This window comes from Terriglobus sp. (genome assembly GCF_965201105.1).
GTDB lineage: Bacteria > Acidobacteriota > Terriglobia > Terriglobales > Acidobacteriaceae > Terriglobus.
This window is the reverse complement of sequence record NZ_OZ241741.1, coordinates 762909-785426: the sequence shown is the minus strand read 5'-3', so window position 1 is coordinate 785426 and position 22518 is coordinate 762909. Positions and strand designations below refer to the sequence as shown.

Annotated in this window: 21 protein-coding genes and 1 tRNA gene; 14 read left to right on the top strand and 8 right to left on the bottom strand. The window is 62.1% G+C overall.

Annotation, left to right across the window (positions count from 1 at the left end):
* Window position 1 precedes the first annotated feature (1 nt).
* From gcvPA to ACOFKT_RS03465, 7 genes are all read left to right on the top strand, one after another.
* The gene (gcvPA, locus tag ACOFKT_RS03495; protein WP_419806039.1) at window positions 2-1366 is read left to right on the top strand and encodes an aminomethyl-transferring glycine dehydrogenase subunit GcvPA; all 1365 of its coding nucleotides are present in this window, start codon (window positions 2-4) and stop codon (window positions 1364-1366) included.
* A 165-nt stretch (window positions 1367-1531) separates the two neighbouring features.
* Window positions 1532-2260, top strand: coding sequence for an SIMPL domain-containing protein (locus ACOFKT_RS03490; RefSeq protein WP_419806038.1), 729 nt, complete (start codon window positions 1532-1534; stop codon window positions 2258-2260).
* Window positions 2257-2601 (top strand): hypothetical protein, encoded by a 345-nt coding sequence (locus tag ACOFKT_RS03485; RefSeq protein WP_419806037.1) that lies wholly within the window; start codon window positions 2257-2259, stop codon window positions 2599-2601. Before ACOFKT_RS03490 ends, ACOFKT_RS03485 begins: the two co-directional genes overlap by 4 nt.
* Before the next feature lie 20 nt (window positions 2602-2621).
* Window positions 2622-3143 (top strand): OsmC family protein, encoded by a 522-nt coding sequence (locus tag ACOFKT_RS03480; protein ID WP_419806036.1) that lies wholly within the window; start codon window positions 2622-2624, stop codon window positions 3141-3143.
* A gap of 15 nt (window positions 3144-3158) precedes the next feature.
* Window positions 3159-4703, top strand: a complete 1545-nt coding sequence (gcvPB, locus tag ACOFKT_RS03475; protein ID WP_419806035.1) for an aminomethyl-transferring glycine dehydrogenase subunit GcvPB — start codon at window positions 3159-3161, stop codon at window positions 4701-4703.
* Between the two features lies 1 nt (window position 4704).
* A complete protein-coding gene (locus ACOFKT_RS03470) occupies window positions 4705-4998 on the top strand; it encodes a hypothetical protein (RefSeq protein ID WP_419806034.1) in 294 nt (97 codons plus the stop codon).
* Between the two features lie 12 nt (window positions 4999-5010).
* A tRNA-Arg gene (locus ACOFKT_RS03465) sits at window positions 5011-5087 on the top strand.
* Between the two features lie 453 nt (window positions 5088-5540).
* Here the strand turns inward: ACOFKT_RS03465 and ACOFKT_RS03460 are convergent.
* The 4 genes from ACOFKT_RS03460 to ACOFKT_RS03445 all read right to left on the bottom strand — a co-directional run bounded on the left by ACOFKT_RS03460 (window position 5541) and on the right by ACOFKT_RS03445 (window position 12340).
* Window positions 5541-8951, bottom strand: a complete 3411-nt coding sequence (locus ACOFKT_RS03460) for a carboxypeptidase regulatory-like domain-containing protein (protein ID WP_419806033.1) — start codon at window positions 8949-8951, stop codon at window positions 5541-5543.
* 586 nt (window positions 8952-9537) lie between these two features.
* Window positions 9538-9936: a DUF2237 family protein gene (locus ACOFKT_RS03455; RefSeq protein WP_419807097.1), complete on the bottom strand. Its 399-nt coding sequence runs from the start codon at window positions 9934-9936 to the stop codon at window positions 9538-9540.
* Between the two features lie 92 nt (window positions 9937-10028).
* Window positions 10029-11660 (bottom strand): ABC-F family ATP-binding cassette domain-containing protein, encoded by a 1632-nt coding sequence (locus ACOFKT_RS03450; protein ID WP_419806032.1) that lies wholly within the window; start codon window positions 11658-11660, stop codon window positions 10029-10031.
* A 14-nt stretch (window positions 11661-11674) separates the two neighbouring features.
* Window positions 11675-12340 carry an HXXEE domain-containing protein gene (locus tag ACOFKT_RS03445; protein WP_419806031.1) on the bottom strand — a complete coding sequence of 222 codons (666 nt, stop codon included), beginning with the start codon at window positions 12338-12340 and terminating at the stop codon, window positions 11675-11677.
* Window positions 12341-12401: 61 nt separating this feature from the next.
* Between ACOFKT_RS03445 and uvsE the strand changes: the two genes are divergently transcribed.
* Together uvsE and ACOFKT_RS03435 are read left to right on the top strand one after the other, a co-directional pair.
* Window positions 12402-13679, top strand: a complete 1278-nt coding sequence (uvsE, locus tag ACOFKT_RS03440; protein WP_419806030.1) for a UV DNA damage repair endonuclease UvsE — start codon at window positions 12402-12404, stop codon at window positions 13677-13679.
* 42 nt (window positions 13680-13721) lie between these two features.
* Window positions 13722-14249: a c-type cytochrome gene (locus ACOFKT_RS03435; RefSeq protein ID WP_419806029.1), complete on the top strand. Its 528-nt coding sequence runs from the start codon at window positions 13722-13724 to the stop codon at window positions 14247-14249.
* A gap of 29 nt (window positions 14250-14278) precedes the next feature.
* On the opposite strand, the gene ACOFKT_RS03430 is transcribed toward ACOFKT_RS03435, so the two are convergent.
* Together ACOFKT_RS03430 and trpD are read right to left on the bottom strand one after the other, a co-directional pair.
* A complete protein-coding gene (locus ACOFKT_RS03430) occupies window positions 14279-14836 on the bottom strand; it encodes a DinB family protein (RefSeq protein WP_419806028.1) in 558 nt (185 codons plus the stop codon).
* A gap of 230 nt (window positions 14837-15066) precedes the next feature.
* Window positions 15067-16095 carry an anthranilate phosphoribosyltransferase gene (gene trpD, locus ACOFKT_RS03425; protein ID WP_419806027.1) on the bottom strand — a complete coding sequence of 343 codons (1029 nt, stop codon included), beginning with the start codon at window positions 16093-16095 and terminating at the stop codon, window positions 15067-15069.
* Window positions 16096-16453: 358 nt separating this feature from the next.
* Between trpD and sucC the strand changes: the two genes are divergently transcribed.
* The 4 genes from sucC (at window position 16454) to ndk (ending at window position 20806) form a co-directional block, all read left to right on the top strand.
* Window positions 16454-17632, top strand: coding sequence for an ADP-forming succinate--CoA ligase subunit beta (sucC, locus tag ACOFKT_RS03420; protein WP_419806026.1), 1179 nt, complete (start codon window positions 16454-16456; stop codon window positions 17630-17632).
* Window positions 17632-18525, top strand: coding sequence for a succinate--CoA ligase subunit alpha (gene sucD / locus ACOFKT_RS03415; protein WP_419806025.1), 894 nt, complete (start codon window positions 17632-17634; stop codon window positions 18523-18525). Before sucC ends, sucD begins: the two co-directional genes overlap by 1 nt.
* 125 nt (window positions 18526-18650) lie before the next feature.
* The gene (locus ACOFKT_RS03410; protein ID WP_419806024.1) at window positions 18651-20357 is read left to right on the top strand and encodes an ATP-binding protein; all 1707 of its coding nucleotides are present in this window, start codon (window positions 18651-18653) and stop codon (window positions 20355-20357) included.
* Window positions 20358-20386: 29 nt separating this feature from the next.
* A complete protein-coding gene (gene ndk / locus ACOFKT_RS03405; protein ID WP_419807096.1) occupies window positions 20387-20806 on the top strand; it encodes a nucleoside-diphosphate kinase in 420 nt (139 codons plus the stop codon).
* 73 nt (window positions 20807-20879) lie between these two features.
* Here the strand turns inward: ndk and ACOFKT_RS03400 are convergent, their stop codons facing one another.
* Both ACOFKT_RS03400 and ACOFKT_RS03395 read right to left on the bottom strand, forming a co-directional pair.
* Complete coding sequence (locus ACOFKT_RS03400; RefSeq protein WP_419806023.1) at window positions 20880-21416, bottom strand: nuclear transport factor 2 family protein; 537 nt, start codon at window positions 21414-21416, stop codon at window positions 20880-20882.
* Complete coding sequence (locus ACOFKT_RS03395; RefSeq protein WP_419806022.1) at window positions 21409-21846, bottom strand: nuclear transport factor 2 family protein; 438 nt, start codon at window positions 21844-21846, stop codon at window positions 21409-21411. Before ACOFKT_RS03395 ends, ACOFKT_RS03400 begins: the two co-directional genes overlap by 8 nt.
* Before the next feature lie 203 nt (window positions 21847-22049).
* On the opposite strand from ACOFKT_RS03395, the gene ACOFKT_RS03390 reads away from it, so the two are divergent.
* Window positions 22050-22511, top strand: a complete 462-nt coding sequence (locus ACOFKT_RS03390) for a nuclear transport factor 2 family protein (RefSeq protein WP_419806021.1) — start codon at window positions 22050-22052, stop codon at window positions 22509-22511.
* Window positions 22512-22518: the final 7 nt, after the last annotated feature.

The following is a 22518-nucleotide window of genomic DNA, read 5'->3' as shown; positions in this document are numbered from 1 at the left end:
CATGCGTTACTTACCCAAATCGCCTGCGGACCGTGAGGCGATGCTGCAGGAGATCGGCGCCGCGTCGATCGATACTCTATTTGAGACGGTACCCGCGGAGTACCGCCTGAACCGCGACCTGGCGATTCCGCGCCAGCACAGCGAACACGAGGTCATCGAGGCGTTCAAGGCCTATGCCGCCGAGAACGCAACCGGCTACGCCAGCTTTCTGGGCGCGGGCGCGTATCGCCATTACCGGCCCGTGCTGATTGATGTGCTCTCGCAGCGCGGCGAGTTTCTGACCAGCTACACCCCCTACCAGCCGGAGATCGCGCAGGGCACGCTGCAGGCGCTGTTCGAGTTCCAGACAATGATCTGCGAGCTGACCGGCATGGACATCGCGAACGCCAGCATGTACGACGGCTCCACCGGCGCGGCCGAAGCGGTGATGATGGCCGTTCGCGTGACCGGACGCAGCGGTGCCGTGATCGCGCGCACGGTGCACCCGGAGTACCGCGAGGTGCTCGGCACCTACGCGCAGCATCAGGGAATTCCAACGGCCGAAGTCGGCTATGACAGCACCGGCCGCATTGACCCGGCTGCATTGGACGCAGCGATTACCGGCGACACGGCATGCGTGCTGATTCAGTCCCCGAACTTCTTCGGCACGATCGAGGACATTGCCGCAATCGCCGAGCTGGCGCATGCAAAGGGCGCGCTGCTGATCGTGTCCATTGCGGAAGCCGTCTCGCTGGGCATTGTGAAGCCGCCGAAGGAGGCGGACATCGTTTCGCTGGAGGCGCAGAGCTTCGGTGTTGCGGTCGGCTTTGGCGGACCGTACTGCGGTGTCATCGCGGCCAAGGAGAAGTTCCTGCGCCAGATGCCAGGGCGCCTGGTCGGCGAAGCGAAAGACACCGAGGGCCGGCGCGGTTTCGTGCTCACCCTCTCCACGCGCGAACAGCACATCCGCCGTGAAAAGGCGACCAGCAACATCTGCACGAACCAGTCGCTGGTCGCGCTCATGGTCACCATCTTTCTGACCGTTTACGGCAAGGGTCTGCGTGAGCTTGCCGAACAAAACCTGGCCAAGGCGCACTACCTGTCGCAATCGTTGGAACAGATCGAAGGCGCTTCCCTTCTCTTTGCGGGTGCCCCGCGTTTCAATGAGTTCGTGTTGCGCACGCCGTCCACAGCCGCGGAGAACAATGCCGCGCTTCTGGAAGAGAAGATCATCGGCGGCCTGCCGCTGGCGCGCTGGTATCCCGAACTGGGCGAGGGTGCATCGCTGTGGTGCGCCACGGAGCTGACCACACGCGCGCAGATGGACGCTGCGGCGATGGCGCTGACCCGCTCGGCGGAACGCAACCAGGAACTCGCGCTTACGTAAGCTGCCAGCAGGAACGATTCGCCTTTGTGCGGTGTCTTTCTTGCGTGAGGAGAAACGATGACCAGTAGCAGCAAGTATGCGAAGATCCCGGCGAACGTGACGGCGACAATGGTACTCGGAAGCAGGTCCTATCGCGGGCCGCGTTCCTTTTTAATAGCAGCTTGTGTGGCACTGAGCCTTGGCGCAAGTTCCCTGCGCGCGCAGAGTGCAGCCCCTGATCCTTGCGCCACCACGCCGCAGAACTTCCCCACGTACATCTCAACCACGGGCACGGCGCAGACCCGCATTCCGAACACCGCGGTCGACATCACGCTCGGGCTCACCGTGATGAAGGTCGGCTTGCCCGCGACGCAGCGTGCGCTGGCCGCGCAGTCTGGTACGCTGCTGACCTTTCTGCGGGCGCAGGGAGCGCAGCGGCTGATCACGACCAACGTCTCGTTCACGCCGGAAACTCGTTACCAAAAGCACTCCCTGGACAAGACGGTCGGCTACACGGGAACAACCAGCGTATCGTTCCGCACCACACCGGAGAAGGCGCCCGACCTGCTGGCAGGCGCCCTCGCCAACGGTGCAAACACAATCGATGGCACTGTATTTACGCCGACCGAGCAGGAGATTGAAGACGCTCGGCGCGATCTGGCAGCACAGGCGACAAAAACCGCGGTTGCGCAGGTGGAAACGATCGCCAGGGCGGTCGGTTTGCATGTGCTCTCGATGCGCGACATCTCCGTTGGCTCTGCATCTCCAGGGACCCCGGACATTCCATCTCCAGCAATGGTTGCAATGCCAGCCATGATGAGGGCCGGGGAGCCGCCGCCACCGCCGATCGCCACGGCACAGGGAGACCAGCAACTGTCCATCAGCGTTTCCGTAACGGCCGCGGCGGGACGATGAGCGAATTATCCACACTGCAAGGCGAAGAGCTGGCCGCGGTTGAATTTGTGGAGCGCTTTGTGCAGCTCCGCTTCAGCGATTCGCTGTTGCGTCTGTACGTATGGCCGGATGTTGCCGATGCCGACGGCATCTCGATCGCGTTTGGCGAGCCTGGGTATCGCGATGCGCTGTGCAGCTTGATCGGCGAAACTGCCACTACCGCCGCGCTCGACCCTGGGCGTTCGCTCACCATTGAGTTTGAGAACGGCACCTTGCTGGCGATGAGCCTGCGCGACGAAGATCTGGACACGCCCGAAGCGGGCAGCTTCACCGCTGCGGACGGTTCCTCCATTGACTTTTAGTGAGTTTTAAGGAGTTGACGATGATCGGCAATCCACACCGCTACGCGCTCGAACTGCATTGGACCGGGAACCGCGGCAAGGGCACGAGCGGCTATCGCGCCTATGACCGCTCGTATGACCTGAGCGCCGGGGGAAAGCCGGCGCTGGCCGGATCGGCGGACGCTACGTTCCGAGGCGATCGTGCGAAGTGGAATCCGGAGGAGATGCTGCTTGGCGCGCTGTCATCGTGCCACATGCTGAGCTACCTGCACGTATGCGCCGATGCCGGCATCAACGTCGTCGCGTACCGCGACGCCCCTGACGGCAGCATGGAGCTGCGCACGGACGGCAGCGGGCGCTTCACGGAAGTGACGTTGCGTCCGCACGTCGTGGTCGCGGAGGGCAGCGATCCGGAAACTGCGCAGATTCTGCACCATTTGGCGCACGAAAAATGCTTCATTGCGAACTCCGTTAACTTCGCCGTTCACTGCCAGGCCACGATCAATGTTCGCACGGCACATGCAACAGAGTTGCCCACCCTGCATCTGCAGGAAGCGGTTTAGCAGCAAGGAGACACAATGCCGGACGCATTCGTTGGGACGCCGAAAAAGGCTACGACCCACACCAATCAGAACGAAGGTTTGATCTTCGAGAAGAGCTCGCCAGGCAAGAAGGCCTATCGCATGAGCGAGCTGGACGTGCCCGCGGTCGACGCGGCGGCACTGCTTGGGGACGCCGTGCGCACCGACCTGGGCGTGATGCCGGAACTGAGCGAAATCGAGATCGTGCGGCACTTCACGCGGCTTTCCACCTGGAACTACGCGATCGACCTTGGCATGTTTCCGCTGGGCAGCTGCACGATGAAGTACAACGGCCGCGTGAACGAGGCCGTCTCGCGACTTGAGGGCATTGCCGAGGCGCACCCTTACCAACCGGAAGCGCTCAGCCAGGGTTCGCTGCGCATTATGAAGACATTGCAGGACTGCCTGCTCGAGATCACGGGCATGGACGCGATCACGCTGCAGCCGGCGGCGGGCGCTCACGGCGAATTCACCGGCATTCTGATGGTGCGCGCGTACCACGAGAGCAAGGGCAACGCGCGCAAGAAGGTGCTGGTTCCCGACTCGGCGCACGGAACGAATCCCGCCACTGCTGCGGTCGTCGGCTACCAGGTGCAGAACCTGAAGTCGAACGCGGAAGGCGCGGTCGATCTGGAAGAGCTGCGCAAGGCAGTCGATGAGGACACGGCGGCGCTGATGCTGACGAACCCCTCAACGATCGGCGTCTTTGAGTCGCAGATTCACGAGATCGCGGACATTCTGCATGCCAAGGGCGCGCTGCTCTACATGGACGGCGCGAACATGAATGCGCTGGTCGGCAAAACGCGGCCGGGCGACTTTGGCGTGGACGTGATGCACCTGAACCTGCACAAGACGTTTTCCACGCCGCACGGCGGCGGCGGTCCGGGCTCGGGCCCGGTGGCGTGCAAGGCGATTCTGGAGCCGTTTCTGCCGAAGCCAACTGTGGTCGAAAAGGCGGATGGATCGCTTGGTTTCGACTTTGACCGGCCGAAGTCGGTAGGTCGCGTGCGTATGTTCTACGGCAACTTCGGCATGTTTGTGCGCGCTCTGGCGTACACGCTGGCAAACGGTCCCGACGGCTTGCGGCAGACCACGGAAGATGCCGTGCTGAATGCGAATTACATTCGCGCCAAGCTGGAGGGCGTGTTCGATCTGCCGTACAAGACGCGCTCGATGCATGAGGTTGTGTTCAGCGACAAGCTGCAGGCGAAGAACGGTGTGAAAACGGGCGACATGGGCAAACGGCTGATCGATTACGGCTTTCACGCCTACACGGTCAGCTTTCCGATGATTGTGAGCGGCGCGATGATGATCGAGCCGACGGAAAGCGAGTCGCGGGAAGAACTCGATTACCTGATCGATGCTTTGCAGCAGATTGCGCGCGAAGCCGAGGAAAATCCTGAACTCGTGAAAACGGCGCCGCACTCCACGCGCATCCGGCGGCTGGACGAGACGGCGGCGGCGCGCAAGCCGGTGCTGCGCTGGAAGGCGCCGGAAGCGAGTTCGCCGGTTCAGCCGGACGCGGCGGCGAAGGAGTGGTAATTTGAGCGTCTTCTGGGACCGCAAGGATGAGCTCGAGAAATACGAGTTCATGATGGGTGCGGAGCGCGGGCGACTGGCGGTTTCGCTTGACGTATTGACGGATGCACTCGCGCTGGTGGGGCAGCACGGTGTGTATTGCGTTTCCAATCGCAATCCGTCGAAGCCGGCGCTGGATTTGCAGGCGGTGATGCGCGGCATCAACGATGCGAAGGAGTTGATTGGGTCGGCGATGGAAGAGATTCGGAAGAGGCGGGACGCAGAGCGCGCGGCTTCTGCGGCGAGCGATGCGGTGTAAACTGCTGGAAGTGCACCCGTAGCTCAGCTGGATAGAGCGGCAGCCTCCGAAGCTGTAGGTCAGAAGTTCGAATCTTCTCGGGTGCACCAACCTTTCCTTTCTACCCCCCCCCCCCCCGCGTTTTTTAAGTTCCTCATTCCATTTGGGTTGTGTTTTTTACTTCTCGTAAGTTCCTCATGAGCAGGAACTTAGGGGTAAGTTCCTGCTGCGGCAAGGGTTAGTAGCATGCTTCTGAGAAGATGCGGGTTTCGGTGCAAGCACCGAGTCCGCTACGCAGGACGGTGAAGCTGTCCTGCTCCGGTCGAAATGACAGTATGTTGGCGGGTTTCCGGTTTTTGGGTCGCCCTTGCCTATGCCGTTCTTCCAAGGACCGCTCATACATATGCTGCTGTTTCTATTGTAGGAAATGGGGCGGTAATTCTTGGCAGGCGTAAGTTGGTGAGGAAAATCGGCTTAACGCCTCGTGGGGCTTGACAAGAAATTTTCCACAGACAAGCGAAAGCCCCGGCCGGAGCCGGGGCTTTTTGGTTGTGCGGGGTGCGTTAGAAGAAGAGACGGCCCAGGAACTGCAGCTGGCGGGGTGTGTAGAGGACGCCCGAAGTGCTGGTCTGCACGCCGAAGCCGGTCTGCGTATACGGAACGATGCAGCCGTCTGTCGCGGTCGACGGGCAGGCCGTTGCGGCTGCGCCGGAACCGGCGGTGGTGCTGGTGCCGGCGGTCTGGAATGTTGAGAAAGTCTGGTTGACGCCCAGGAGGTTGCGGTGGTTCGCAATGTTGAAGGCTTCGGCCGCGATCTCGATGCGCACGCCTTCGTGAAGCGGGAACTCACGCGAGAGACGCAGGTCGGTGTTGTGGATGCCGGGTCCCTTGAATGCGTTGCGAGGTGCCACTGCGGTCGGTACACGTCCGGGAGTTCCCGCGTTGTTGAGGGAGAGCTCGGCGCCCGTGAGACCGCCGTCGCCGATCAGGGAAACGGGCGAGTTGCTCATGAAGGCGGTGAGCGGCAAGCCGGTCTGGGCGGTGACGGTGGTGGTCAGCTGCCAGCCATTCGCTGCGTAGGCTGCGAATTTGTTGCCGATGGGGAGCTTCGAGATGGCGACAAGAGAGCCAACGAAGCGTCCGCGAACGTCAAGATCGGAACGCGAATACTCGGCCGCACGTCCCGCACTGTGACCGCGGGCGAATGGGTCGAAGGCAATATCGGTACCGTTGAAGGTGCCGTTGACGCCGGAGACCTGTCCGCCATCCATGGCATGTGCCCAGGTGTAGTTGGCGAGAACCTGAATGCTGTTGGAGAGCGGTTTTCTGACACTGACCGCCATGGAGTTGTACCAGCTGTTCACGTCAGAAAAGCCCGTGAGCATGGACCCCGTCGTGGTGTAGAGGCGGCGGGTGTAGTAGGGCGTGGGAACAACCTTGGAAACGCCCTGGGCGTTGATGTAGGTGTAATTCCGAACCACGGCCGAGGTGGGATCGACGTTGGTGTCGACGAAGATGGGCAGGCGCATGGCGCGGGTGCCCACATACGCGACGCTCAGGGTGGAGTGGAAGGGAAGCTGCTGCTCGACCGACAGGTCATAGGAGTGGGTGTAGGGGTTCAGGAAATTCGGGTCGTTGCCGCGTGCGCCGAGCGTGCCGGCAGGCAGGTTGGTCGAGACGGCGGGGGTCGCGTTCCCCGTGACCTGGTTGACAGGGGCCGGGCCTGGTGGCGTGAATTCCGGAATGCCACCCTGCGGAGCGTAGCTGGCGTAAGTACCCGACTGCACGAAGCAACGGTTCGTGCCGGGAGCGGGGGTGCAGCCATTGGTTGAGGTTGACGCGATATACGGCGTGTTCGGGTTGGTGATGGCGCTTACGTTGAATTGCTGCTGGTAGACACCGTTTTCACGACGGTTCGCATAGAAGGTGGAGTTGGAGGTGAGGGCGAAAAAGAGACCATAGCCACCGCGCACGACCATGCCTTCATGCGGCGTCCACGCAAAGCCGAAGCGCGGCGCAGCCATGTGGTAATCGATGTTGATGGTGCTGGTGTAGGTCCGCGCAACGGCAGACGACATGTTCGGCATTTCCGGCTGAGGCACAAGCTGCACGTCATAGCGGGCACCCAGGCTGAGCAAGAGCTTGGGCGTGATCTTCCAATCGTCCTGCAGGAAGATATCGAGGTCCTTGTTCCAGAAGTCGTCGGCGCCCACATGGGTGATGGGGTCGTTGACCTGGGTGAAGGAGTTGTAGTGGCGACCGCCGTTGACCTGGTAGACGTCCTGCACCCAGTTGGCGAAGTTGTATTCAGTGGTGCCGGTGCCGTAAGTGAAGGAGCCATCGCCCTGGAACAGGTTGGAGATCTGTTCGTGGATGAGGTTGACGTCGACGCCGAGCTTCAGATTGTGCTTGCCGCGAACGGTGTTGAAGATGTCCGTAATCTGCCAGCGGTGCTCGTCAGGAAAGGCGCCGCGGGGCAGAGCGCTGGTTTCGCCATAGGAGGCGAGGTTAGTGATGTTGATGGCCGGGCCACCGGAGTTGGTGGAAGCCGTTTCCAGATCGCGCGACCACTGGAAGTGGACGACGTTGGTGCTGGTGCTGGAGAGCGAGGTTTCCGCGTTGGCGAAGAGGAAGCGCTCGTGAAAGTTGATGGTGCCGTTCTGCGAGACGCCGCCGTTGTTTACCGTGGTGCTGCTGTTATAGCCGTTGGGGATCTGCAGATTTTCGAAAAGGAAGGAGGCGGAAAGATGCGTCTTCGAAGTCGCCTGGAAGTCGAGGCGAGGGAGGAAGATGTCCTGCTTGGTGTTGCGCTGGAAGGAGCCGAGCTGGGTGTTGTTGAGGAAGTTGACAGCGGCGCTGCACTGCGCGGGCGTGACACCGGCGATGGTGGACGGGAAGACGGCTGCGCCGCGGGTCAGGAAGTTGTTGGTCCGCTGATCGCATAGCGCAGCGAGCTGTGCAATGTTCTGCGTGGCGGTGTTGTAGGTGGACAGGTAGGTGATGGGATTGCGGCGGCGATACCCGTCGTACACGGCGTGGAAGAAGAGCTTGTCGCGGAGGATGGGGCCGCCAACGGCCACACCGAACTGGTGCTGCGTTTTGATGGGCTGCTGCAGCAGAAGCGCGTTGTTGCCGGTACGGCCCTGGTACTTATTCTGGGGGTCGAGGGCGTTGAAGCCGGGCGTGCGGTAGTACTCGTAGGCGTCGCCGTGGAAGGCGTTGCTGCCGGATTTGGTGATGGCATTGATGACGCCGCCGGCGGCCTGGCCGAACTCCGCCGAGTAGCTGGAGGTGGCGGACTGAAACTCCTGAATGGCGTCGATGGGGAAGACGTAGGGAGCGCCGATGGAGCGGCCGCGCGACTCGGAAAAGAAGGCCTGGTTGTTGTTGGCGCCGTCGACGAGGTTGGTGTTGTAGAGGCCAGAGATGCCGCGGAAGCTGAGCAGGCCGGAGTTGCCGTCGGGCACGACGTTGGGCGTGAGCAGAACGAAGTTGTCGAAGCGGCGGCCGTTGACGGGTAGGTTGCTCACGAGCTGCTGGCCGACGACCTGGGATTGATCGGTGCGGTCGGCGTCGACGAGGACCTGGTCGGTGGTGACGGTGACCTCAGACGAGATGGAGGCGGCGGGCAGGGTGGCGTCGACCGTGTTGGTATTGCCGACGGTGACTGCGACGTTTTTCTGGTCGACGCGGCCAAAGCCCGAGCCGGAGATGATGACCTCGTAGGTGCCGGGCTGCAGGAAGGTGGCGGCGTAGTGGCCGTCGGAGTCGGTGGTCAAATCCTTTTTCGCGGCGGTGCCGGTGTTGATGACGGTGACGTTGGCGCTAGGAACCACGGAGCCGGATGCGTCTCGCACGACGCCGGAGATGTTACCGAGGGCAGCGGTTTGCGCGAACGCCGACACGGTGACGGCGGACATTGCCAGGGTGGCGGCAAACACACCCGCCCGCAGGACGGAAGACTTGGTGTTCAACTGGTAGGCTCCTGAAATGCTTCCGGACACCACAACGCATGGTTCCGCCCGGGTAATAGGCCCGCTCTTCGGGCAGAGGAGGCCGGTTCTGACTTCCGCGCACGTTTGCGCACGACCGGTTCTCGGATTTAGGTGTTGCCTTCAGGTTCGCGGAGGTCAACGCCGGTGTCAAGCCGGGATGGCGAACGGACGATGAAAGTTCGCTGTGGGTGGCCGTGTTTTGCACAGAACGGGGCGGTGTTGCACAGATGAGGACCCGAGGGGCGTGTGGAATCCGCAGGGCGCGAGCTTTCGGGGTGCCACACGGAGGAGGAGGGCGACGGCCGCGGAAATGCAGGTTTCTCCGCTGCGCACCCACGATGAAGCTGTGGGTGCTCCGGTCGAAATGACAATTTGATGGCAGGGCAGTTCTGCCGATCATGGCAGGGCGGTTCTGCCGATCAAGGCAGGGCGGTTGTGCCGATCAAGGCAGTGGCTGTTCTGCCGATCAAGAGGTTCCGTGCTTCCCGATCTTAATAAGTCTCGTGACGTCCGGGTTCACTGATTACGCGGACCCGGGATTTGCGAAGCCCCAGGGTGAATGGTGTTACACGAGTTTGTCGGGGATGACGGCGTATTGGAGGAGGATTTCGAAGGGAACGATGCGGAGGGTGTTTTCGTGGGTGGCTTCGAGGACGACGGGGCAGGGTGAGCCTGCTTCGTAGGCCTGCAGCCAGCGGGCGGCGCAGACGCACCAGCGGTCGCCGGCGCGGAGACCGGGAAAGCCGAAGTGGGGGGCGGGGGTGATGAGGTCATTGCCGAGCTGTCGGGAGGCTTCGAGGAACTCGTCGGTGACGACGGCGCAGACGGTGTGGACGCCGCGGTCGTCAGGGCCGGTATTGCAGCAGCCGTCGCGATAGAAGCCGGTGACGGGATCGGCGCCGCAGGTTTGGAGCGGCTGGCCGAGGACGTTGCGGGATTCGGCTTGTTCGTATTCGGACGGCATGGGGTGCGGACTCCAGATCGGTGTGTTTGTGAAGGAGAGGGTGATGAACCCACGTCCGAGATTCCGGACGTGGGGCACACGAACCGTTGTGGTTATTGGGCGGCGAGGGCGAGTTGTTGCTGGTACTCCTCGTAGGGGCCTTTGTGGTCGGTGACGGTGCCGTCCTGGAAGTGCCAGATGCGGGTGCCGACTTCTTCGATGAGGTCCTGGTCGTGGGTGACGAGGAGGACGGTGCCCTCGTACTTTTGCAGCGCCTGGTTGAGGGCGTTGATGGACTCGAGGTCGAGATGGTTGGTGGGCTCGTCGAGGATGAGGATGTTGGGCTTCTGGAGCATGAGCTTGCAGAAGAGGAGGCGGGCTGCCTCGCCGCCGGAGAGGGCGTCGGTCTTCTTCATGCCCTCTTCACCGCGGAAGAGCATTTGGCCGAGGATGCCGCGGATTTCTTCGGTGGACTTTTTGGGGTCCCAGGAGTGGAGCCACTCGGCGACGGTGGTGCCGTTGGGGATGGCGGCGGTGTGGTCCTGGGCGAAGTAGCCGATCTGGGCCTCGTGGCCCCACTTGACTTCGCCGGTGGAGCGCGGGAAGTCGTTGTCCTGCAGGTCGGGCATGCCGGAGAGGAGCGACTTGATCATGGTCGTCTTGCCGGTGCCGTTGCGGCCCATGAGCATGACCTTGTCGCCGCGCATGAGGGCGGAGGTGAAGGGCTTGAAGACGGGGCCGTGCGTGCCGTCGGGCGCGGGTGTCGCGTAGGTGTGGGTGACGGCGCTCACGTCGAGCACGTGCTTGCCGGAGGGGCGGAGCAGGTCGAAGCGGATGAAGGGGCGCTGGATGTTGGAGCGCGCGAGTTCCGTGGTGGCGAGGCGCTCGACTTCTTTCTTGCGGCTGTTCACCTGGGAGGAGCGGGTGCCGGCGGAGAAGCGGGCGATAAAGTCGTTGAGCTGGGCGATCTTCTTTTCGCGCTCTTCGTTCTGGCCCTCGATGCGGGTGCGGACGCTGGTCTTTTGCAGGACCATATCGTCATAGCCGCCGGGGTAGGTGATGATCGTCTGGTAATCGATGTCGGCGATGTGGGTGCAGACGGCGTTGAGGAAGTGGCGGTCGTGCGAGATGGTGATGAGGGTGCCGCGGTAGTTGAGCAGGAAGTCCTGGAGCCAGTGGATGGACTCGAGATCGAGGTAGTTGGTGGGCTCGTCGAGGAGGAGGGCTTCGGGATCGCCGAAGAGGGCCTGGGCGAGGAGGACGCGGACTTTCTGGCCGCCCTGGAGCTCGGACATTTTGCGCTCGTGGACGTCGTTGGCGATGTCGAGGCCCTGGAGGAGGATGGCGGCGTCGGACTCGGCTTCGTAGCCGTTTTCTTCGGCGACTGTGCCCTCGAGCTCGCCGAGGCGCATGCCGTCGTCGTCGGTGAGTTCGGCCTTGTTATAGAGGGTTTCGCGCTCTTCCAAGGCGGCCCAGAGCGGGGCGTTGCCCATGATGACGGTGTCGATGACGCGGTAGTTGTCGAACTGGTACTGGTCCTGGCGAAGGATGCCCATTTTGCGCGGGCGGATGACGGTGCCCTTCTGGGCCTCGATCTCGCCGGTCAGGCACTTCATGAAGGTGGATTTGCCGGCGCCGTTGGGCCCGGTCAGGCCGTAGCGGCGGCCCGCGATGAACTGGGTGGATACGTCCTCGAAGAGGATCTTGGAGCCGTATCGCATGGTGACGTTGGAAACTTGGATCATTTCCCTTTATTTTCTCATGCTGATGCGGCTCTTCCGGCAGGGGAGCTGTGTTGCTGCAGTTGGACGCGGCGGTGCAGGACGTGCGCGACGATCCAGATGTGCTCGACGACGATGATGGCGATGGAGGCCAGCGACGGCGCGCTGGTGAGGGGCGTGGCTGCGCGGAGGGCACGCGCACCCGCGATGCCGGAGGGAAGGAGCAGCAGAAGCGCCGTGACCAGGCCGGGGTTGTAGGAGCGCAGCGCAATAGCTCCCCCGATATGGGAGAGGGCGTTGATCACGGCAAGCGCGAAGGCGAGCATGGCCCAGCCGGGGTGGACGTAGATGGCGAGGTACAGAGCGGTCCATTCGATTACCCAGACGCCGATGACGTTGATCAGGAGCACGGCACGGTGCGACAGGACGTCGCTGCCGCGGCCGATGTCGCGGTTGATGGCGAGACGGAAGCGATCGTGGACATGTTCTTCGAGCTGGTGGACCACGTAGATCGGCAACTGTATTGCAAGCCAGAACTGCCATCCGTTCCAGCGCGATTGCAAGCCGAACAGCAGGAGGTAGAACACTGCCGCGACAGCACCGGCGGCGTGCCAGTTGTTGTCGAGCCAAGCGAGCGCTTCCGCGACGGGGTTCTGCCAGTCGTTTGGGGTTTGTTGGGAGAGTTCCTGGGCGGGAGATTGCACGGTGCAAGCAGCTTACTCGCGCGGAAAGACATACCGGCAGAAAATCGGCATCGAATCGGCCATGACCAAGAAGACGACGGGCAAGGCTGCCAAGGAGCTGACGCCGGCGCAGCAGGAGCGTGAGGCGAAGCGAAAGGCCAAGGAGAAGGTCGCGAAGAAGAAGGCCGCAATGAAGGCGGCGCGCGAGCGGCAGAAGCAGGATGCTGCCGAAGAGGCGGAGCGGCGGCTGATCGATCCGATGAGCTATTGCCGAATGCCCGCGACGGACAGCGACGGGTTGACGATGCCGCCCTTCCCTGCCGAGGCGATGCGGCTTGGGTTTCCGGTGAAGGTGATGGGCGCGCCGGACCTGAAGAGCAATGACACGCGAGGGTGGCGGCTGAATCCGCACCTGCGGGTGAGCCTGGGCTACCTCTGTGACATATTCGCGTACTGCCGGAAGCACGATATTCGCATGTATCGGATGTCGAGCGACCTGGCGCCGTACCACACGCATCCTGACATGCCGCAGTTTCACGGCATGGTGGAGGAGAGCCGCGCGGACCTGGCACACGTGGGTAAGATCGCGCGGGCGCAGGGGCTGCGGCTGAGCTTTCATCCATCGCAGTACATTGTGCTGAATAGCGACAACGAGACGCTGACGCGGAAGTCAATTGCGGATTTGGAGTCGCAGGCGACGATGCTGGACTACATGGAGCTGCCACCCGAAGCGATTATGGTCGTGCACGTGGGCGGGGCGTACGGCAACCGCGAGCTGGGTACGGCGAACTGGGTGAAGACGTGGCCGCGGCTGAGCGAGCGGGTGCAGCGGCGGCTGGTCTTGGAGAACGATGACATCCGGTTCAGTGCGGCGGACGTGCTGAGTGTGCACGAGCGGACGGGTGTGAAATGCGTATTTGATTATCAGCATCACTGGTGCTTCAACCCGGAGGGGCTGCCGATGGTGGAGACGCTGGAGCGCTTCCTGAAGACCTGGCCGGCGGGTGTGCGGCCAAAGATGCACTACAGTTGCGCGCGGACAGAGATGCGCGAGATCAAGCGCAAGAGCCGGAAGACCGGGCTGCTGGAAACGGTGCTGCAGCCGCCGATCTGGACGGGGCATGCGGACTTCAACAATCCGTTTGAGACGATCCCGTTCCTGCGGTCGATCGCGCACCTGGACACGGACATCATGCTGGAGTCGAAGGCGAAGGATTTGTCGTTGCTGCGGCTGCGGAACGATATTGCGAAGTTTGCGCCGGACCTGGCAGCGCGGTACGCGATCAAGCTGGACCAGCCGGTTGAGGATGCGGGTGAGATTGTGGAGGATGAGGTAGAGCTGGTGGCGGATGCTGCCTGAGTTCCGGCACAGTCACGAAGTTGCAAGGCCAAGGGAGAAGCGATGAGTCGAGCCGCGGTTGCGGTGTTGTTTTTTGTGCTGGGTGTGCTTGCGGTGCCGGCAGGCGTGTACCTGTGGCTGACACACGGCAATGTTCCGGTAGCGGTGGCGGATCCCACGCTGCCGATGGAAAAAGAATTGGTGCATAAACCGCTGCAGGCGCGCATTGCCAAGGAGATGCCCGCGAGTTCGCCGGTCCCGGTGAACGATGCGACGCTGACAGACGGCGCACGCGTGTACCAGCAGCAGTGCGCGTTCTGCCATGGCGTGCCGGGACGGAAGTCAGTGATCGGCGCGAGCATGTTTCCGAAGGCGCCGCAGCTGTGGGAGCGGCACCACAATGGCGAGGATGTGGGCGTGTCCGACGACCCGGTGGGCGAAAGCTATTGGAAGGTGAAGAACGGCATCCGGCTGGCGGGTATGCCGTCGTATGTGAACGTGTTGAGCGACACCGAGATGTGGGAGGTCACGAACCTGATGAAGGACGCCGACAAGCCGGTGCCCGCGACGGCGCAAGCGTATTTGAAATAGTTGCTTGCGTTGCGGACGGCGACAGCAGATCAGGTAGCGACGGGCACGGGTGTGGCTGCCAGCGCCTTTGCGAGGCGAGCCACCTGGGCGCGGTGGTGATCGTGGTGCAGGCGCAGGAAGAGAACGGTTTCGGGAAGGGTGAACCAGCCGCTCTTTGGGTGGGAGAAGACGCCACCCTTGAGTTCGGGGCCGCGAACGTGGGTGAGGAAGTCGTGCCAGTCGCTGCGAACCCGGTCCCATTCGGCAAGAGCTTCGACGGCATTCGCGTTTTCGTCTGGATGGATCACGGCGGCCTCAGCTGGTACTTTCACCCGCAGCGGAGAGCGCATGACGTTGCGCACGATGAGGGAACCGACGCGATCGCCTATTTTGACCGGCTCACGCCCGTCTTCGGCGAGCTTCTGCTTGACAAGTTGCAGAACGCCGCCCTCGACACGGGCGATGTGATCGAGGAGTTGTGCGGCGGACCACTTGCCGGAGATGGGATGTTCGCTGAGGCGCTCCGCGGGGATGGCGCGCAGTTGGTCCAGCATGGCCGCTTTGCTGTTCTCCAGCGCGCGGAAGCGCCGTTGCAGGATGGGAAGCATGGATGGGATTACGGATGCGGTGTGCGCGCCGGGCGCTGTATGAAGACTGAAAGACAGGGTGGCTGACGCGGGGCGATGCGCGGGCTGCGCTTCAGATTTGCGTTCGCGCCATGACCCCAGGAGCTAAAGCCCTGAGTTGTTCAGGATCTTGATGGCACAGCTAAAGCTGTGCCCTTCCGAACGCTCGCAAGTCTAGCGGAGGTGACACAGGCATTCAGACGCTGATGAATTTAGGAGTGTTGCAGTGCTTCTACGAGGCGGGAGACGGCACCGGAGTCGATGGCGTGCGCGGCGAGTTCCCTGCACTCGAAGAGGCTGGTTGCGAGACCTGCGACCTGGAGGACAGCGGCGGCGTTGAGCAGGACGATGTCGCGTTGCGGCGAGCGCCCGTTGCCGGATTCCTCTCCGGTGAAGATGGCGCGGAGGATGGCGGCGTTCTGTTGCGCGTCGCCGCCCTGCAAGGGGTCGGACGAGGTGAGGATGCCAGCATCCTGAGGGCTGAGGGTGTGGAGGCGGACGTCGCTTCCCTGCACCGTGGCGACGGTGCTTGGGCCAGCAAGAGTGAGTTCATCGAGACCGTCGCCGTGAACGACCATGGCGGCGTGCATGTGGGCGGAGGCGGCGAGGGCTTCCGCGACGAGGGGAACGGCCTGGGCGCTGTAGACACCGAGGACCTGGCGGCGCGCGCCGGCGGGGTTGGTCATGGGGCCGAGCAGGTTGAAGACGGTGCGGAACGGAAGAGCGCGGCGGACGGGCGCGACGACCCGCATGGCGGGGTGCATGCGGGTGGCGAGCAGGAACGCGAAGCCATGGCGGCGGAGGGATTCGGCGGCCGACTCAGGGGTGTGGTCGATGGGGATGCCGAGGGCTTCGAGGACGTCGGCCGAGCCGCAGCGGGAGGTGACGGAGCGATTGCCGTGCTTGGCGACACGGGCCCCGGCGGCGGCGGCGACGAGGGCGGCGGCGGTAGAGATGTTGAAGGTGCCGCTCGAATCGCCGCCGGTGCCGCAGGTATCGACGAGTTGGTCGCACTCGGCGTCGGTGAGTGGGAGGCGGGAGGATGCTTCGCGCATTGCCTCGGCGAAGCCGGCGAGTTCGGTTGCGGTTTCGCCGCGGTCGTGGAGGGCGGTGAGGAAGTCGGTCATCTCGTTTTCGCTGAACTCGCCGGTGAGGAGAGAGCGCATGAGGTCGCATGCGTCGTCGAGGGAGAGGGCTTCGCTTTCGGCGGTAACGGCGCGCAGGAGATCGTCGGGGGACATCGACAGTATTGTGTCACTCCTCACTGCTTGGTTGTGGTGAGGGTGGGTGCTTGCTTTGAGAAAAATGCGGGTTTCTCCGCTATGCATGCGCAAACAGCGCGCATGCTCCGGTCGAAATGACAAGGTTGAAGAGGAGCGAGCGTGGGTAGTCCGGTCGAGATGACCGGGTGCGGAAGCGCGAGCGCAGGGTCCGGTCGAAATGTTGAGTCTGTTGTCTGACAGTCTGTTGTTGGCGCTTGTCGATGCGAATGGGATGCGATAAACGCACCGGTGTGCGGAGATTGGTTTGCCGCCCGTACTTTTGCTTGCGTACCATCGACGCGTCTCCGCGTCGTACGCGGGCTGGAGTAGCGTGCCCATGAAGATTCACGAGTACCAGGCGAAAGAGATTCTGCGGAAGTACGGTGTGCCCGTGCCGGACGGCGAGATGGTGACCACGCTGGAGCAGGCGGACACCGAGGCCAAGAAGCTGTTCAGCGCCGGCAATCCGGTGGTTGTGGTGAAAGCGCAGATTCACGCGGGTGGGCGCGGCAAGGGTGGCGGCGTGAAGGTGACCAAGGACCTGGAGGCGGCGGACGCGGCGGCCAAGGCGATCCTGGGTATGCAGCTGGTAACGCACCAGACCGGGCCGGCGGGGCAGAAGGTGCAACGGCTGCTGATTGAGCAGGGCTCGGCGATCGAGCGCGAGCTGTACCTGGGTATTGTGCTGGACCGCGCGACGAGCAAGCTGACGTTTATGGCGTCGCAGGCCGGTGGCATGGAGATTGAAGAGGTCGCGGCGAAGACGCCGGAGGCGATCTATAAAGAAGCGATTGAGCCGGCGCTTGGGCTGCAGCCTTGGCAGGCGCGGAATCTGGCGTTCAAGCTGGGGCTGAGCGGGCCGCTGATTCAGCAGGCTGTCGGATTCATGCTGGGGCTGTACAAGGCGTTTGTGGAGACGGACTGCTCGCTGATGGAGATCAATCCGCTGGTCACGACGAAGGACGGCAAGCTCTTGGCTCTGGATTGCAAGATCAACTTTGACGACAATGCGCTGTACCGGCACAAGGATTTGAAGGAGCTGCGGGATATTGCCGAGGAAGACCCGCTTGAGGTGGAGGCCTCAAAGGATTCGCTGAACTATATCAAGCTGGACGGGAATATCGCGTGCATGGTGAACGGCGCGGGCCTGGCGATGGCGACGATGGACATTATTCAGTACGCGGGCGGGTCGCCGGCGAACTTTCTGGATGTGGGCGGCGGGGCGAATCAGCAGCAGATTGAGGCGGCGTTTGCGATTCTGCTGGCGGATAAGAATGTGAAATGCATTTTTATCAACATTTTTGGTGGGATTTTGCGGGTGGATGTGCTGGCGACGGCAGTGGTGGCGGCGGCGCGGAACCTGAATGTGACGCTGCCACTGGTGCTGCGGCTGGAGGGCACGAACGTGGAAGAGGGCCGCGAGATTCTGCAGGAGAGCGGCATCAAGTACGCCGTGGGCGAGACGATGGCCGAGGCGGCGAAGCTGGCGGTCGACGCTGCGAACGGGGGCAAGTAATGGCAGTTCTGGTCGACAAGAATACGCGGCTGATTGTGCAGGGGATTACCGGGCGTGAGGGTTTGTTTCATGCCAAGGGGTGTGCGGAGTACGGCACCAACGTGGTGGGTGGGGTGACGCCGGGCAAGGGTGGGACGGTGGTCGAGGGATTTCCTGTGTTCAACACTGTCGAGGAGGCGGTGAAGGAGACGGGGGCGAATGTGACCGTGATTTTTGTGCCGCCGCCGTTTGCCGCGGACGGGATTTTGGAGGCGGTGGCGGCGGAGGTGCCGCTGGTGATCTGCATCACCGAGGGCATACCGACGCTGGACATGGTGAAGGCGTGGGAGGTGGTGCGGGCGTCCGGTTCGGGTGGGCGGCAGGGGTCGCGGCTGATCGGGCCGAACTGCCCGGGGGTGATCTCGCCGGGCAAGGCGAAGGTGGGCATTATGCCGGGGCGGATCCACAAGGAAGGCAACGTGGGGATCGTGTCGCGGTCGGGCACGCTGACGTATGAGGCGGTGTTTCAACTGACGACGCGCGGCATCGGGCAGTCGACGGCGATCGGGATTGGCGGCGATCCGATCATCGGGACAAACCATGTGGCGGCGTTGCAGCTGCTGAACGAGGATCCGGAGACCGAGGCGATCATCATGATCGGCGAGATTGGCGGAACGGCCGAGGAAGCAGCGGCGGCGTATATCCGGGAGCATGTGAAGAAGCCGGTGGTGGGCTTTATCGCCGGGCAGACCGCGCCGCCGGGACGCCGGATGGGGCACGCGGGTGCGATCATCAGCGGCGGCGAGGGCACGGCGGAAAGCAAGATGGCAGCGATGGCCGAGGCCGGTATTCATGTGGTGAAATCGCCGGCGGAGATCGGCGAGACCATGGCGCGGGTGCTGGGCAAGGGCTGACGCTCGAGGCTGTACGGCATCGGCGCGCCAATTCGCGGCGAGTCTGCCGTGAAACGTTTGCCTCTTCGATGGCGGTGCATGTCGGCGTCTGTCGTGGTCCACCTGAGTAAACTGCTGCGGAATGCATGCATCCCACTTACCAGAGGCTGATTGCGGCCCTGGGTGCGATGAAAATCGAAAAAGCTCAAGTCGGTAAGGGTGACGCTGGACAGGTCTCGGCCTGGTCCGATGATGGCTTGCTGGATCAGATCGACACCGCGATTTACGCCGTGAACAAAGACGGGATGTGCCGCCGGTTCAATCGCGCGGCTGAACGCCTGTTCGGCTACACGCAAGCGGAGATGCTGGGCCGCAGCGTGCACCAGACGTTGCACAGCCGCAGGCCAGACGGTTCGGTCTACCCAGAAGAGGAGTGCAATCTGGTGGGTGTGAGCCGGTCCGGCAAGGCCATCAGCAGCGTGCGGGAGCTGATGTGGAGTCGTAACGGCGATTTGCTGCCGGTCGAGTGCAGCGTGGCCAACGTTACGATGGACGGCGAGCCCGGAGCTGTGATCACCGCCAAGGACCTGCGTTCGCAGCAGCGCGCGGAAGCTTCGCTGCAATCCCTGCAGGATGAGACTGAGGAGCTGTTGCGGCAGCGCGATGCCGCTTCGCGCGCCGAACGCGAGCTGGCCGCGGCCCAAGCTACCCGCCAACGCGAGCTGACGACGCAGCTGGAACAGACCGCCGCCAGCCAGCTTCGCGAGCAGCAGGAGTTGCTGAATCACGTGGTACGGGCGGCACCGGTGGGCATCGCCGTGCTGGACCGGGAATTCCGCTACAGGTGGCACAATCGTGCCTATTTCTCCATGTTGGACAAGGCGGGAGCGGAGCCGCCGGTGGCCGGCAACTCGTTCCTGGCGACCGTGGCGGCAGCCCCGGAGATTGTGCGGATTGTGCAGGAGGTGCGTGGAACCGGGAGGCCCTTTTTCGCCGTGGCGTTCCCGTTTGACGTGTTTCCGAAGGGACGGACCTATTGGACGTGGTCGCTGACGCCAATGAGTGGTGATGACCTGCTGATGACGGCCCAGAATGTGACGGAGCAGACCCTTTCGCAGCAGGCACTGGTTGAATCGGACAAGATGGCGGCGGTGGGCCGGCTCGCCGCATCCATTTCGCACGAGATCAACAACCCGCTGGAGGCCGTGACGAACCTCTTGTACCTAGTACACAGCGATCCGGAGCTTTCGGATGAATCGCGGGCCTATGTTGCCTCGGCGGAGGAGGAACTGTCCCGGGTGTCGAGGATCGCGTCGCAGACGCTCCGGTTTCACCGGCACGCACCGGAGGCGGTGCAACGAACACCGCAGCAGCTTATCGACCCGGTGCTTGCGTTGTATGAGGGCAAGCTGAAGTCGTCGCGCGTGCAGGTTTCCGTCGACTTTGACAACGCACCGGCGGTGAGGACGTTTGAGGGCGACATTCGCCAGATTCTGAATAACCTGATCGGCAATGCGATTGATGCGATGCAGCGTGGCGGCGAACTGCGGGTGCGGACACGTCCTGCGCAGTGCGTGCACACGGGCCGACCAGGGATTCGGATCACGGTCGCCGATACGGGACACGGGATGAGCCGGGAGACCGCGGCGCACATTTTTGAGCCGTTCTATACGACGAAGGGCGCTGCCGGATCGGGTCTGGGCCTGTGGATCTCGCACACGCTGGCCGAACGGCATGGTGGCAAGCTGCAGGTAAGATCATGCCGTGAGGGGAACGCGTTCGGCAGGCGGGCAGGCACGGCGTTCTCACTGTTTCTGCCGAGCCAGGAGCAGCCGCCTGCGACGATACAATAGATCCTGATCCTATTTCCAGCCGCAGGAGCATCATGTCGCAGCGCACCTTCAGCATCATCAAGCCGGACGCGGTCCGCAACGGCCACACTGGCGCCATTCTTGCCGAAATCGAGAAGGCCGGATTCAAGATTGTTGCCATCAAAAAGATGGCACTCAGCGTGGAGCAGGCCAGGGGCTTCTACCACGTTCACGCCGAACGGCCGTTCTTTGGCGGGCTTACCGAGTTCATGGCGGGCGGTCCCATTTTTCCCATGGTGCTTGAGAAAGAGAACGCGATTGCCGACCTGCGGAAGCTGATGGGGGCGACCAACCCGGCGAACGCCGAAGAGGGTACGATTCGGAAGAAGTTTGCCGAGTCGATTGAGGCGAACGCGATCCATGGCTCGGATGCAGAGGATACGGCGGCGTTCGAGATTGGCTACTTTTTTGCGGGATACGAGCTGAAGTAGATTTGCTTGTATGAGAGCGGGGCAGAATGGCTCAGCTGAGATTTGGACTGACGAGAAGGGCCTTCATAGGGACTCATAAACTGGGCTGCCCGTTGTAGAAGCCGATCCTTGCGAGTTGGTCTTCGCCGCAATGCCGTGCGGCTGCGTGCAATCGATTGACGCCAACGCTTTCGGCATTAGATCTGCCGTGCAGCATCGATGTAGGCAGGCACGTTCCAATAGAAAGGCCGAAGTCCGTGATTTTTCCGCCTTTAACAGTGACCACCTGGGCCATGGGCAGGTCCTGGTAGGAATCGTTTCTTCGGGAATGCGTTTTGAAGCGACAGACCACGACCACCACTTCGCTACCCTCAAACCACTGCTGCTCAGCCACTTCGAGTCTGTCGAAAATAGAACTCATGGTGTTGGCCCACTGCTCGTATTGGTCGTGGCCTACATACTCTCTACCGAAGGGCAGATCAGGCGATTGGTGTAGAACCACGGCCGGATCGAGAGTGACCGCGATGTCATCGAAGCTCGCTTCCTCACCAGAGGCCTTGGCCTGCATGTAGATTTTCTCTGCTTGGTAAAAGGCTTCTAGCACCTGTCTAGGTGTCTTTGCTTCAGGCATGACTCCCCCTTTGCAATTGATCAATCAGCGCGGCTGTATCCCAGTAGAACGGCCAGAGTTCAGCGATCAGACCCTCGCGGAATTTGAAATACTGCAACAATGGCCAATCGAGCCTCTCGCCGTTCTCGCGCCGCTCCGCATAGACATGGGAGCGGCTGATGACGACATTTCCCATGGAAGTCTGTTCCGGGTTCGTGACCTCCATGGAGCTCCATACCTGGGTAAATAGCTGCATCCACTTTTCAAAGCCGTTATGCCCGCGCCATTCCCCGCCGTAAGGGAGCGAAGCAGGTTGGTAAATGACGCACTCCGGATCCAGTGTGGCCGCAATCGCGGCAAAGTCTCCACCACCCGCTCTCAAGTAGGCGCTCTCGGCCTTATAGAAGCTGTCCAACGTTTTCGATATTCTTGTCTCTTCCGATTGGCTCATAAAGGGGCTCCGTCCGAGTATGATGTCCGGCATGCTCTTCCATCAAGAGAGCGGGCCGAATGAACAGGTTGTGTTCAGGCCTTGCCTACTGAAAGCGCATCAAACTCAGGGAGCGAGTGCACTGTCCCGTTTAGACGTACCCATCGGCTCAGAACGTGCGAATCCTTCCTAATGCCATTTCAGCAACTACAAGGACAGCTTCCATGTCAGGCACTCTTACGCAGATGATAGAAGACCTTCTCGCAAATCCCACAGACCCGGATGTGGTGCGGTCTTTGTGTGATCCCGACATTACCTACGTGTCTCTCAACTTCGATAATCCCGATCTGAAGCGCATCATGCCATGGACGGGCACGGCGCATGGCCCCCAAGCGGTCATCGACACCTACAGCCAAGTTGGGAAGTATTGGAAAAACCATGGGCTGAGCATCACGGATCGACTCGAATCGAGCGAGAGCGCCGCCGTGTTCGGCAGGTTTACCTACGAGTCCAACACGCAGCACCGCACAGTCACATCACCCTTTTGCATCCTCATCCGGGTAAAGCACGGAAAGATCGTTTACATGCAGTTCATGGAAGATACCTTCGGCACCGCATCCACCTTCAAGGAAGCGGGAACTTGGACACTGCAGAGCGATCCTGCTGGCAAGAGCATCGAGGTCTAAGCTCCTA